A 13,830-nucleotide genomic window follows, 5' to 3' on the forward strand; every position below is an offset into this window, starting at 1 on the left:
AATTTATTTTTCGGCGTTTTGGCATTTTTCTATTGTTTTTCCTCAAGTAAATCATCTTCAGTAATCTCACGTATCACTTTACATGGGGAACCTGCTGCAATCACTCCTGCAGGAATATCTTTTGTCACTACACTGCCTGCTCCAATAACACTTCCATCACCAATTGAAACACCGCCTACAACCGTCACGTTGGCACCGAGCCACACATTTTCTCCAAGCGTTATCGGCGCACTTGTCAACATGCGGTTTCTCTGAGACGGATGAATCGCATGTCCGGAACACGCCAGACACACACCGGGAGCAATAAATGCACCCGCTCCTATGTTGATTGGTGAAGTATCCAACATCACCACGTTGTAATTGATAACTGCAAGTCCATGAAAATGAATATTAAATCCATAATCGCACTTAAAACCATCCCCCGGAAATGCAAGCTTATTGTAAGTTCCAAACAACTGCCGCATAATACTTTCTTTTTCTTCCTGAGTATTATCCCCCAAAGAATTCAAACGCTTCAGCAAATCACTTGCTCTTTCCTTCAATTCCTTTGGATTATCAAATGGATTACAATAATATGGCTCCATCGATGTCATTCTCTCCATTGCCTGATTCACATATTCATCTTTTTCTTTACTATTCATCGTCTAAATCCTCCGAATTTTTATATCTATATTCTGCCATAGTTACACCTCATCATGCATCATGCATTCTAACGCCCTTGATGAAGCTAATGTATCTTCTCCCATTTTTAAAATATCCTCTCGATTTACCCACTTATAATCAACAGTTTCTCCTTCTTGCAAGACAATAGAATTTTTATCACATTTGGTAACACATAAGTATTCCACAAAAAGTGAATGGTAACCATCATGAACAACCCTTTTTAACTCTTTTAAGTCTGAACAAACAATTCCTGTCTCTTCTCTTAACTCTCTAATTGCACATTCTAACGGCGATTCTCCCTGTAATGCCGAGCCACCCGCTGTCAATTCCCATTTCCCACCAAATTGTTTCTTATAATCCCTCTGCATGAGTAAATATGTACCATCCGTATTTTTCACAATAATTTCCCCTACCAAATGATACACCCCATCTGGAATAACTTCTCCTCTTATAAGCGAACCATCGGCAATCTTATTAAAATATTTATCGTATGCATCCCATTTTTCAATCATAAATACCCTCTCCTTCTGTATAACTAAACTACACCTGATTCCCCCTCATTTTACCACAACACCAAACCTCATGAAAGTAACAAATGCAACGCTTTCGGCAAATTGTAGTTTACATGCCGATACCCCTGCGTGTTTGATAAGCGAAAGCGGCACAAGAGGTGCAAATTTATTTGAGACATTTTACGGAACTTCCAAAAAACCACCACCTATGCTATACTAATCTCAAGATGTTTTGGACGATTTTACAAGTAAAAGGAGGTATTTCATGAACCACGAAAACATCATTTCCAAACTCACTCTGGAAGAAAAAATTGCGATGATTCATGCCGCCGGACTTTTTCGTTCCGGCGCAGTAAAACGACTTAATATTCCTTCGCTTATTATGTCAGATGGGCCAAGCGGAGTGCGTCAGGAATTTGAAAATGACAGTTGGACGCCAATTGATGACACAACGGATTTCGTAAGCTGGCTGCCAAGTAATACATGTCTTTGCACCACGTGGAATCCTAATCTTGCTCGCAAATTTGGCGAAGTGTTAGGGGATGAGGCACGCGGACGAGGAAAAGATGTCATTTTGGCACCCGGCATCAACCTCAAACGAACTCCTCTGTGCGGAAGAAACTTTGAATATATGAGCGAGGACCCACACCTTACCGGACGTATGGCAGTTCCTTTGGTGCAGGGAATCCAGTCACAGGATGTAGCTGCTTGTGTGAAACATTTTGCCCTGAATAATCAGGAGTGTGACCGATTAAGTGTCGACACCAAAGTCGATGATAAAACACTTTTTGAATTATATCTGCCGGCATTTTATGATGCATTAATGGAAGGTGGCTCGTATAGTGTGATGGGTGCCTACAATAAGTATGATGGTGAATTCTGCTGTGAAAATGCAACGCTTTTAAAAACAATTCTACGTGATTTGTGGCACTATGATGGGGTTACAATTTCTGACTGGGGCGGCGTGCATAACACAGAAAAAACCGCTTTAAACGGGGTTGATATGGAAATGTCCGTCACACCGGATTTTGACGATTATAAGTTAGCAAATCCACTTCTTGAAAAAGTAAAATCTGGAGGAATCGACGAATCTGTAATTGACGAACGGATTGAGCGGATTTTAACAATGATGGAGCGAATTAAGCTCGGTGACAAAACTAGAAATAAAGGCTGCACAAACACAAAAGAACATCAGCAGACCATTCAGGAGATTGCGGAAGAGGGAATTGTCCTGTTAAAAAATGACACGGCACATCTCCCGCTTTCCAAGGAAACAAAGAAAATTCTTGTCCTCGGCGATAACGCCAAAAGAACACATGCTGCCGGCGGTGGAAGTGCGGAAATCAAAGCACTTTATGATATTTCGCCAATGCTTGGCATGCGTATGGTACTCGGCGGTGATGCACAGATTGACTGGCTGCCCGGTTATTACGTAGATAATGAAAAACATGTAGCCGGTGAAGTCGACTGGCAGGCAGAAAGTCTGGATGTAGATTATACAACAGACCGCGGAAAAGAACAGTTTGACAAAGAAATCCGCCCGATACGTGAGAAGTATCTGAAAGAGGCACTGGATGCCTGCCCGTCCTACGATGAAGTCATCTTTATCGGTGGATTAAACCATGCTTACGATGTGGAAGGATTTGACCGCCCGGACATGACACTTCCATATGGACAAAACGAAGTGATTGAGGCTTTGACAGAAAAATGTAAAAATCTCACCGTGGTACTGATCAACGGCGGTCCGGTTGAAATGCCATGGATTAATAAAGTAAACTCACTGATTCAGACAAGCTACTGTGGCATGCATGGCGGACTTGCTTTAGCACGAGTTCTCTTTGGCGAGGTAAATCCGTCCGGACACTTGGCAGAAACCTATCCGGTTCACCTTTGTGATACACCGACCGAAAAATTCAAATCCTATCCGGGCACAGTGGATAATTCCGGTCAGCGTCATGTGGAATACACGGAAAAATTAATGGTTGGCTACCGCTATTATGAAACCGAAGAAATTCCGGTTCTCTTCCCATTTGGATACGGTCTTAGTTACACAACCTTTGATTTGCATGATTTTTCCGTTGAAAAAACCGACGATGAAACTGTTTGCTGCCGCTGCCAGATTACAAACACTGGAAACAGAGCAGGTGCACAGACCATACAGCTCTATGTCGGCATTCCGGAAGAAGGGCAGCCAAAAAAACAATTGAGGGCATTTAAAAAGGTGGCACTCGCCCCACAGGAAACAAAACATGTTTCCCTCTGCCTTAGCAAAAAGGACTTTGCCACCTATAACTGTAAAAATCAAGCTTTTGTGATAAATGAGGGTACCTATTCCTTATGGATTGGCACTTCGGTAAAAGATATTTTCTTTCAATCCGAAGTCACCCTTTCCCAGAGCGGAATCGTAAAATAATCAACCGTTTCCGTTATCCAAAGTGCGCCTTGTCTGGTTTCACCGGTCTCGTCCATGACAGGGGCCACCAGATAGCGGTCACCAAGCATATATTGACGGTCTAAGAAACCACACACCGGGTCCCCTGGAAACTCTAACACCATTGCTCGCACAAGAGGAATTCCGGTGTCGTGGTTTTCTTTTGCCTTTTCCAGCAAATACGGCAAAAGTTTTTGTTTTACCAAAACGAAATGACGCAATACTTTTGTTGCCTCATCATCGTAAAGCCACGGCACACGATAAGAACCGCTTCCGTGAAGTCTTGAATGACTCGATCTTTCCTTTCTTACTTTTTCTTCTGCCTTGCCACAACATTTTTCATCATTTCCACCTTCGCTTTCTCCTGTGGACTCATGTTTCTAGTCAGAATTTCAAGCAAAACTTTCGATTCTTCCGGTGAAAAAGATAAATTATGGTTTTTCAGTTTCGTGGTTGCCGCCATCAAAAGCGGTGCGGCATCTTTCATACTTTTGCCCTGCATATTCTCAGCCAGTTCCTTCATCACCTGCAATTTTACCGGATGCATTGTTTTAAAAATGTCATACTCGTCAAACATCGATGTGCTCATTTTCTTCTTCCTCTCCCTCATTTTCCGCTTGTTCGGGCTGTTCCACAGAAGCTGCCTGCATCATTTCCATCATAGAAGAAATCATTTCAAAATCCTTTTGACTCTCCTCCGGCATAAGCATCTTTAACATTTCAAATGGATTTTCCGTGCCCTCTGCCCCGGATGCCTCATTTGCCTTCTGCACCTCACGCATCATGCGAAACAAATCCATCATATGCCGCATCTGAAAAAAAGACATCACAGAATCCATCATCTTCCGCTCTCTGCCACAGGTCAAAGGATGAATTGCCTGAAGCAATCCCTCTACATCAATGAGCTCTCCCTCCGATACATCAAAAAATGGGATTGCCACCTTTAATACCTGTACACTTCTTGTATTATGCATTCGGCTATCCCATTTCATCATCTCAGACCCCGCCTTCAAACAAACGAACTACATTTCCTGTATATCCTATGCGCAAGATGCGAAGCCTATTCCTTTTTTCTATGGTCTGATTAATATTTCAGACGATCCGGCGTAATTCCAGTCAAAACATGTTCTAAATATTTTTCAGCCAGATATTTTGCCATCGGCAGATTCTGGTCTAAATAATTGCCACACGCCTCCGGTGCTGCACCCGGAATCTCGCCCTCAAAATGACAGACAAACTCAAACATTTCACGAAGCAGTGAGATAATATCTTCCGATTCATAGTCACCGGCAAGCAAAAGATAAAAACCGGTACGGCATCCCATCGGACCAAAATAAATAATCTTATCGCCCCATTCTTCATGATTCCGCAAAAAGGTTGCCCCCAGATGCTCTAACGTATGAATCTCAGCCGTATTCATCACCGGCTCAAAATTCGGTCTTGTCATACGAATATCAAATGTTGTTACCACATCATGTCCGGTACTGTCTTTTCTGCTTACATAAACTCCCGGCAGAAGTCTTTTGTGGTCCACGGTAAAACTCTTAATTGTTTCCATTGCAAAATGCCTCCTTTGCTGCAATTACTCATAATAAACGTCTGTTCGTTTGCTTGGAATCAACTGCTTCATCAAATGTAAAACACGGCTTGCCGCCCTGCCATCATCGATGGAATTATATTTTTTCTTGAACTTTTCATACCTCTGTGCATAAACCGAATAATCATACGAGTGGATATCCTCAATCAACTCATCCGTCGTTGTTGAAATCGGTCCCGGCATCTCTTTGCTGTAACTGAAATAAAATCCACGAAGTTCATTTTTGTATTTATAAAAATCGTAAGCAAAGAAAAACATCGGACGGTTCAAAATACTATAATCAAACATTACGGAAGAATAATCCGTAATTAGTATATCGGACACCAAAAACAACTCTGCAATATCGCGGCTCTGGTCAAAATGATAAATAAATCCCTCATACGGCGACCAGTCAATCGCATCCATAATCAGATAATGGTATTTGACAATCATAATGTACTCATCGCCCAGTTCTTTTTGCAGTTTTTCAAAAGAAATCTGTGGACGGAACTCGTATTTATCATCTTCCGAAAATTCGTCATCTCGCCAGGTTGGCGCATACAAAATAATCTTTTTATCCTCCGGAAGTCCCAGTTTTCTCTTAAAACTTCGGATTCCCTCTGTCGTATTCTCCCAGAACAATATATCATTTCTCGGATATCCGTATTCTAACATTTCTCGGTGGAAATCAAATGCCCGTCGAAATGTCTCCGAGGAAAACGGATTTTGGGATATCAAAAAATCCCATGTATGAACGTTTTTCGTAAAATGTTCTTTGTAGGAATCAATGTCGCTCTCACCCACCATAAATACATCTTCCATATCCAGTGCCAGTTTTTTGAGCGGTGTTCCGTGCCATGTCTGAATATAATAGGTTCCCTTGCGGCGCAGCAAAAACTCCGGCTGTCTCGTATCAAACACCCAAACTTTCGCCGTCGCCATGTAGTACAGATAGCGCAGACGCCCATAGCGGACCTGTCTGCTCATCCCCGGAATATTATACTTTTCATTCTCGTAAAACCAAATACAATCCCAATTCAAATCATATCCGTTTGCCATGAGATATTCGTAAATGTGTTTCGGATTTCCGGAATAACTTTTTCCAAGGCTGCTGTCAAAAACAATGCGATTTTGTTTTACCGGGCACAGATTGCACATTAAGTAATAAAACAAAACGACAATCTGTTTTACCAAATGATAAATTCCTTTACGCACGTTGTTCCTCCTTGTAGCTTACTTACTGCTCCGTATCCAATGTACCGTTTTCACGCTCGCCAAACACTTTTTCAATCACGCGCTCAGAAGCATGTCCATCATCCACGCTGCAAAATCTCTCGTAAAATTCTTCGTAGCGCTCTTTGTAAGTTTCCTCAATTGCATCCATATGATGTAAAGCATCGACAACGGCATCGTTGGTGCGGAGAATCGGACCCGGAAGTTCTTTCTCCATATCCATATACATGCCTCGGATTTCATCTGCATACTCATCAAAATCATATGCGTAGAACAAAATCGGACGCTTTAAGTTTGCAAAGTCAAAGAATACAGAAGAATAATCGGTAATACAAATATCCGATGCCAGATACAGACGAGACACATCTTCGTACTGGCTTCCGTTATAAACAAATCCTTCGTACTCGGTCAAGTCCAAAATATCGGCAATGTAGTAATGTGTACGCAAAAGTACAACACTGTCCTCACCAAATTCTTTTTGCAGTCTGCCTAAATCAAGAGCCAGCGTAAACTTATATTTACCACGGTCATAGAATTGGTTATCACGCCAGGTTGGCGCATACAAAATTACTCGTTTTCCTTCCGGAATACCAAGTTCTTTCTTCACTTCGGCAGCAATTTCTTCTTTGTTATCCGCATATAGAATATCATTTCTCGGATAACCATATTCCAAAATCTTATCTCTGTCATAAACAAATGCACGCTCAAACACATCCGTTGAAAAACGGTTGGCAGAAATCAAATAATTCCACTCGCGGCCGTGCTTATAAAACAGTGTCTTATGATTCTGGCTTGCAGATGTAATATCCTCCATATCAAATGCCAGTTTCTTAAGCGGTGTACCATGCCATGTTTCCAGGAAAACAACACCCGGACGCTTTTTATTCCAAGCAGGCTGACGCACGTTAAAAATACGATATCCACAACGGGATGCGTAATACACATAACGAAGACTATTCATCTTTACTCTCGTATGTTTTCCGGTTTTTGCAAGTGCTTCGGATTTGTTATTTAATACCCAAATATAACGGTACTTGTCCCCTCTGGTCTTTTGCAGATATTCATACAGGTATTTCGGGCTGTCGGAGTAACTCTTTCCGAAGAAACTCTCGATAAATACCCAGTCATGCCGCAATGGCATTTTCTTGAAAATGTGGCGTTCCAGCACACGATACCACTGAATACGGCTTCCAATCAAACCTTTTTTCTTTTTGCGCCACTTATTGAACTTCATAACCGGTTTTGCCATACGCAATTTCCCCTTGCGGGTAATTGACAACTGCAAACGCTGGAATATACCATACTCTTTAATTACATTCTTCCATTCCGGCATATTTGCCATTGCTTTCGCAAACTTCGGCGCATTTTCTCTCAAGATTCGTGCCGGATATTTACGCCAGAAGAAATTCATCAAATAATGGTCCAGTGCAAAACGAAGGTCTTTATCTTCCGGTTTAATAATATGCAAACATTTATCATAGGCATCCAAAAATTCACCGCTGCGGTGTCCACGCTTTTTCTGGCAGAGTGCCGGCAGATGAATCTGGTCGTTGCGGTGACGCCAGATATACAGACTGTCACCATCAACCCACATTTTACCTGCTGCCAGTTTCAACAATTTCACACAAAACGTCATATCACTGTAAAAACGTGTCGTTGTATCAAACGAAAGCTCATGCTCCATCACAAAATCCCTGCGGATTAAAAAGTGCTGCACCGAATACATTTCCACAAAACGGTCGCGGAGCGTCTGCCCTTCCAACGGTTTTACGCCCTCAATAAAAGTTTCCTGTTTTGCTTTTTCAAAATCAAAATTCACCGGTTTAAACCAAGAACTGTATTTATTACCGGTTGTCATAACTGCCTGTTTCTCTTCTGCCAAATCAAGCAGCCGTTTCAGTGCCCCATCCATCAGGTAATCGTCACAGTCAATGAAATAAACGTACTCTCCTGTCGCTTTCTCTAAACCGATGTTACGGCAGAAAGAAACACCAAACGGATATACCTGTCCGATTTTTTCTTCATACTCATCGAGCAAATCTTCCTCACTCGGATGCAGTTCTTTATCTGTGTAGAGGCTGATGGAATCTCCTTTTTTCTCCATTTCCCGGGCCTGCTCGCGGCGGCGTTCTGCGCTATCTAAGCGTTTCTCCACTCTCTCGTGGATTTTCTGCTCGCGCCACGCTGCTGCCGTCTCCTCATTAGCCCGAATGACGTCTTCCGGCAATTCATCCATTGCCAAAAATACTTTGACGTGCGGATTCTCTTTTACGGAATCCGGCACTTCATGACCGTCTTTATCATTGACAACAATAATTTCTAAGTCTTCTATCTTTTGTTCTTCGATACTCTGAACACATTCTTCCAAATATGCCTGTCCTTTGAAATAAGGAATTATGACACTTACCTTAGGCATTTTTTGCACCTCCAAATTATTTGCAATTACTTATTTTACAACGAAATTCAAAATACGTCCCGGTACATAAATTTCTTTTACAATCTGTTTACCGGCAAGTTTATCAGCAATCGCTTCCCGTCCGGCAGCCAACGCATCTTCTTTCGCTGCATCAATGGCAATTTTAACGGTCGCACGTACTTTACCGTTGACCTGTACACCAATTTCCTGTACAGCCTCTACCGTTTTTGCCTCATCAAATTCCGGCCAGCTTGTCTGGAACAAATAACCACCGTAATTTTTCTCAGCCCACAATTCCTCTGTAATATGTGGTGCAACCGGATTCAAAAGTACAAGAAGTGTCTTAAACTCGTCTCTTGTAACGGAACCTTTTTTGTAGAAGTCATTAATCAATGCCATCATGGCAGCAATTGCTGTATTGTACTTCAAGGTTTCAAAATCGTTACTTACTTTCTTAATGGTCTGATGCATTTTTGTCTCCAAGTCAGCGGAATAGCCTTCTTCATCTGTCACCATATCTTTTAACTTCCATACACGCTCTAAGAAACGGCGGCAGCCTTTTACTCCATCTTCTGACCATGCAGCAGCGGCATCAAACGCACCAATAAACATTTCGTAGGTGCGGAGTGTATCAGCACCGTATACATTTACAATATCATCCGGGTTTACAACATTACCACGGGATTTGCTCATCTTCTCGCCATTTTCACCAAGAATCATACCATGGGATGTTCTCCTCTGATATGGCTCTTTGGTCGGTACTACGCCCTGGTCATATAAGAACTTATGCCAGAAACGGGAATACAAAAGGTGAAGGGTCGTATGCTCCATACCACCATTGTACCAGTCAACCGGCAGCCAGTATTTGAGAGCCTCTTTGCTGGCAAGTGCTTCATCATTTGTTGGGTCAATATAACGCAGGAAGTACCACGAAGAACCAGCCCACTGAGGCATTGTATCTGTCTCACGCTCTGCTTTTCCGCCACAGCATGGACAAGTTGTCTCAACCCAGGAACGGATTTTGGAGATTGGAGATTCCCCGTTATCCGTTGGTTCATAGTTGTCTACCTCCGGCAGACGAAGCGGAAGTTCTTCTTCAGGAATCGGTACATAACCACATTTTTCACATTTTACAATCGGAATCGGCTCACCCCAGTAACGCTGTCTGGAAAATACCCAGTCACGCAGTTTGAAGTTTTTCTTTGCCGTTCCCACTTTCTTATCCTCTAACCAGGCAATAATTTCTTTCTTTGCCTCTTCTACAGATTTACCGGTTAAAAATCCGGAATTCACAAGAGTTCCCGTAGCAACATCCGTGAAGGCCTCTTTTTCCACGTCACCGCCTTCAATTACTTCATGAATCGGCAAATTGAATTTCTTGGCAAATTCCCAGTCACGGGTATCATGTGCCGGTACCGCCATAATCGCTCCTGTTCCGTAGCTCATCAATACATAATCGGATACCCAGATTGGAATTTCCTCACCATTTACCGGATTAATTGCCAAAAGTCCGTCAATTGCTACACCTGTTTTATCTTTTGCTAACTCGGTTCTCTCAAAATCGGATTTTCTTGCTGCCATCTCACGGTAGGCTACAATCTCATCCCAGTTTTTAATCTCATCTTTGTACTTATCCAGATATGGATGTTCCGGAGATACTACCATGTAAGTTACACCAAACAAAGTATCCGGACGTGTCGTGTAAATGCGGAGTTTTTCTTCTTTATCTTTAATCTGGAAGTCTACTTCTGCACCATGAGAACGTCCAATCCAGTTTTTCTGTGAAACTTTGACTCTCTCAATATAGTCAAGTCCATCCAAATCATCAATCAATTTATCTGCATATGCCGTGATTTTAAGCATCCACTGGCTCTTTACCTTACGGATAACCGGACTTCCACAGCGCTCACACACACCGTTTACAACTTCCTCATTGGCAAGACCGCATTTACAGGAAGTACACCAGTTAATCGGCATCTCTGTCTTGTAAGCAAGTCCTGCTTTGAATAATTTCAGGAAAATCCACTGGGTCCATTTGTAGTAATTTGGATCTGTTGTGTTAATTTCGCGATCCCAGTCAAAGGAATAGCCAAGTGCCTGAAGCTGTGCTTTAAATCTTGCAACATTCTTCTTCGTTACTTCCTTTGGATGTACTTTATTTTTAATTGCATAGTTTTCTGTCGGAAGACCAAACGCATCCCATCCCATCGGATAAAGTACGTTGTAGCCCTGCATTCTTCTTTTACGTGCTACGATATCAAGTGCCGTATACGGACGCGGATGTCCTACATGAAGTCCCTGTCCGGATGGATATGGAAATTCAACAAGGGCATAATATTTGGGCTTGCTGAAATCATTAGTTGCCTGAAAAGCTTTTTCGTCTTCCCAGACTTTCTGCCATTTTTTTTCAATTTCTTTTGGATTGTAACTCTGACTCATTTTTTTACCTCTTTTCTTATTGTCACTCATTTAATGCCGATTCCGGCGTTGATGTCGGTGTTGGTTCTGCCGTTTGTGACGGCGTTGGTGTAAGGGTCGGTGTTGGCGTCGGTGTAACTGCCGGTGTCGGTGTTGGCACAACAACCGGTTTCTTTTCCACCTGCTTCACTGTAATCTTACATACCTTTTTTATTTTACTGCCATCGGTTGTCTCCACAAAAATTTTACAAGTTCCCTTTTTCTTTGCTTTTACGACACCTTTTTGATTGACAGTTGCAATCTTTTTATTGGAAGAAGTGTATTTCATCTTCTTGATCATCGCTTTTTTCGGTAAAATCTTTTTTACCCGAATCGTAAACTTAGCATCCTTCTTTTTACCACCAATTTCCAATGTCTTTTTCGTAGTACTCAGCTTGATACTCTTTACCTTAATCAAATATGGATTATGAATATCCGGATCAGTCGGATCCCATCCCATATGCCCGGATAACTTCTGTGCCTTCGGCTTGCCAAGCGGTCCTGCCTTTGGCGAATTGTAAATTACTACTTTTGTGCCGGATGGGCAATTATCATAAATCCATTTGCTGTCTGCCACCGTCAATCGGATACATCCATGAGATGCCATCGTTCCCAACCGATTAAACTGAGCATAGGACTGTGTATTTTTCTTTGGCTGATAATACCATACCGAATGAAACAAAAAGCCTCCATAAATTCTTGTACAGTACTGACCGTAAGACGGTCCCAGCAGTGCATGCCACCGATATTTTTCTCTCAAAGAAAAAGTGCCGACCGGTGTCGCTTTTCCCGATGAACAGACAAATGCTTTATATGGTTTGTACTTTCCTTTTTTCGTATGACGGTATACCGTCACCGTATTCTTTAATTTGTTTACTTTTATCTTATATATGTTTTTCTTTGCTGCCGCATTTGTTGTCTGAAAATTCGCTGTCAATACTAAGAGAAACAACAAAACGAATAAGCTGATTTTCTTCTTCAAAACTACCTCCTATTTGTGTCAAAATGTACGCAAGCATACTATTTTATAATACCAACACTAAAATCCTTTGTCAAGGACTGTGATAGGAGAGTTTGTGGCAGTTTTTTAGGTTCCGTAATTCCGTAGAAAAGCTTTGCGTCTCGTGGGCACTCTCGTATAACAAACGCGTAAGGGTATGGGCATGCAAAATACGCAAGCCTCATACCCATGTGTTTGTACCCACGAGTCACAAAGTTTTTCTACGGAATTACTGGAATCCAAAGGAACTGGCAGCAAACATTTGCCACAAGCTCGTCATTCAAATATCTCCCCCTCAATGCTTTGGTTCATTTATCCGCGAGGTCTAGAGAATAATTCCGACTATCACCTCATACACTGTAACAATCATACTGAGGTCATGATGAATGGATTGGATTGAGTCGTTTTTACAGAACTATGGCATTTGGGCTATGTTTGTGCTGATTATGTTGGAATATGCCTGTTTTCCTGTTTCGAGTGAGATTATTCTGCCACTGGCGGGGGGTATGGCTGCCGGGCAGGGGTTGTTTTTTCCATATCTTGTCCTTTTGGCAACGGGAGCAGGACTGATTGGGGCACTGATTCCGTATGGCATTGGCAGGTTTGGCGGTTCTCCACTGTTGGAACGCATTATGAAACGCTTTTCTTCTATGGAGAAACCAATCCTAACCTCCTACCGTGTCTTTGGCAATCACGAAAAAAGTGCCGTTCTAGTCAGCCGCGTGATTCCTCTGTGCCGCACCTATATCGGCTTTGTCGCGGGTGCCATGGGACAGAATATCAGCCGTTATCTTTTGTATTCTGCCATCGGCATTGTTACATGGAACACGGTATTAACCGGTCTTGGTTATTATTTTTATCAATACAAAGATTTGTTCTTTCATTATTTTGATAAATACAAGCATGTTATTTTTTATACAGGTATTGTCCTATTAGTAATTTTCGCCCTCAATGCTATTAGAAAAAAACGGGCAGCACGCGAAACAAACCAAGAAGAATAAGAAGTATGCCACTGATTCCGTTTAGACGGCGCACGTGGTATATCCTCTGCCCGCCAATCCACAAAAAGGCTCCACATAAAAAAGCGGTACATACAGGAAATAACCAGATTATGGTTCCCTGACCGACCAGACTAAGTGCTGCACTCACCGAATCAAGCGCAAGGGCACTTCCCAACGCACTGCCTTCTTTTATATCAATGCTTCGGGAATTATCTTTGTCATACTGTACTTCCCCTTTGTTTTGCAACACACGGATGCACGTTTTTGCGCCAAGCAAAATCAAAATCCCACCGCCAATAAGGCGAAAACAAGGTTCCGGCAGCCCCGCAAGGCATGTCGAACCCGCAAAAAGTGCAACCGCTGTCAGCACGCCATTTAATAACGCAATAAATAATCGGATTCGTTTGGGTATGCAAATGCCCGACATTGCATATGCCATACCAATCCCCAGCGTGTCAAGGCTCACCGACAACGCCAATAAGCAAACAACAAACACAAGCTCCTCCTGCCACTTCCTTATTCTATTTTATGCAAATAAGGG

Annotated in this window: 13 protein-coding genes and 1 pseudogene; 2 read left to right on the top strand and 12 right to left on the bottom strand. The window is 42.3% G+C overall.

Annotated elements, in window-relative coordinates:
* Window positions 1–29: 29 nt before the first annotated feature.
* Window positions 30–641, bottom strand: a complete 612-nt coding sequence (locus DW019_RS10775) for a sugar O-acetyltransferase (RefSeq protein ID WP_243024146.1) — start codon at window positions 639–641, stop codon at window positions 30–32.
* Between the two features lie 42 nt (window positions 642–683).
* A complete protein-coding gene (locus DW019_RS10780) occupies window positions 684–1,175 on the bottom strand; it encodes an NUDIX hydrolase (protein ID WP_118443360.1) in 492 nt (163 codons plus the stop codon).
* A 265-nt stretch (window positions 1,176–1,440) separates the two neighbouring features.
* Here DW019_RS10780 and DW019_RS10785 point away from each other — a divergent pair, with 265 nt between their 5' ends.
* On the top strand, window positions 1,441–3,588 hold the full coding sequence (locus DW019_RS10785; protein WP_118443361.1) for a glycoside hydrolase family 3 C-terminal domain-containing protein: 2,148 nt from the start codon (window positions 1,441–1,443) through the stop codon (window positions 3,586–3,588).
* On the opposite strand, the gene DW019_RS15755 is transcribed toward DW019_RS10785, so the two are convergent.
* The 9 genes and pseudogenes from DW019_RS15755 to DW019_RS15675 all read right to left on the bottom strand — a co-directional run bounded on the left by DW019_RS15755 (window position 3,546) and on the right by DW019_RS15675 (window position 12,270).
* Entirely contained in the window at window positions 3,546–3,740 is a 195-nt protein-coding gene (locus tag DW019_RS15755; RefSeq protein ID WP_347474422.1) for a hypothetical protein, read from the bottom strand. The two genes, DW019_RS10785 and DW019_RS15755, sit on opposite strands and share 43 nt — an antisense overlap.
* 51 nt (window positions 3,741–3,791) lie before the next feature.
* A pseudogene (locus DW019_RS15760) lies at window positions 3,792–3,890 on the bottom strand (hypothetical protein); the annotation flags it as partial.
* 23 nt (window positions 3,891–3,913) lie between these two features.
* A complete protein-coding gene (locus tag DW019_RS10795) occupies window positions 3,914–4,195 on the bottom strand; it encodes a hypothetical protein (RefSeq protein ID WP_118443363.1) in 282 nt (93 codons plus the stop codon).
* Window positions 4,176–4,601 (bottom strand): hypothetical protein, encoded by a 426-nt coding sequence (locus DW019_RS10800; protein ID WP_117479040.1) that lies wholly within the window; start codon window positions 4,599–4,601, stop codon window positions 4,176–4,178. Before DW019_RS10800 ends, DW019_RS10795 begins: the two co-directional genes overlap by 20 nt.
* Window positions 4,602–4,690: 89 nt before the next feature.
* A complete protein-coding gene (locus tag DW019_RS10805) occupies window positions 4,691–5,164 on the bottom strand; it encodes an S-ribosylhomocysteine lyase (RefSeq protein WP_117479041.1) in 474 nt (157 codons plus the stop codon).
* 24 nt (window positions 5,165–5,188) lie between these two features.
* Window positions 5,189–6,397 (bottom strand): CDP-glycerol glycerophosphotransferase family protein, encoded by a 1,209-nt coding sequence (locus DW019_RS10810; RefSeq protein ID WP_243024147.1) that lies wholly within the window; start codon window positions 6,395–6,397, stop codon window positions 5,189–5,191.
* A gap of 22 nt (window positions 6,398–6,419) precedes the next feature.
* On the bottom strand, window positions 6,420–8,831 hold the full coding sequence (locus tag DW019_RS10815) for a CDP-glycerol:glycerophosphate glycerophosphotransferase (protein WP_118443364.1): 2,412 nt from the start codon (window positions 8,829–8,831) through the stop codon (window positions 6,420–6,422).
* Window positions 8,832–8,861: 30 nt separating this feature from the next.
* Window positions 8,862–11,270, bottom strand: coding sequence for a leucine--tRNA ligase (gene leuS, locus DW019_RS10820; protein WP_118443365.1), 2,409 nt, complete (start codon window positions 11,268–11,270; stop codon window positions 8,862–8,864).
* A 22-nt stretch (window positions 11,271–11,292) separates the two neighbouring features.
* A complete protein-coding gene (locus tag DW019_RS15675; protein ID WP_117479044.1) occupies window positions 11,293–12,270 on the bottom strand; it encodes a L,D-transpeptidase in 978 nt (325 codons plus the stop codon).
* Between the two features lie 404 nt (window positions 12,271–12,674).
* Between DW019_RS15675 and DW019_RS10830 the strand changes: the two genes are divergently transcribed.
* Window positions 12,675–13,289: a DedA family protein gene (locus DW019_RS10830; protein ID WP_118443366.1), complete on the top strand. Its 615-nt coding sequence runs from the start codon at window positions 12,675–12,677 to the stop codon at window positions 13,287–13,289.
* Here DW019_RS10830 and DW019_RS10835 read toward each other — a convergent pair.
* The gene (locus DW019_RS10835) at window positions 13,246–13,785 is read right to left on the bottom strand and encodes a manganese efflux pump (RefSeq protein WP_022377480.1); all 540 of its coding nucleotides are present in this window, start codon (window positions 13,783–13,785) and stop codon (window positions 13,246–13,248) included. The genes DW019_RS10830 and DW019_RS10835 overlap by 44 nt on opposite strands.
* Window positions 13,786–13,830 lie beyond the last annotated feature (45 nt).

The sequence above is a fragment of the Clostridium sp. AF37-5 genome (genome assembly GCF_003477605.1).
Classification (GTDB): Bacteria; Bacillota; Clostridia; order Lachnospirales; family Lachnospiraceae; genus Eubacterium_F.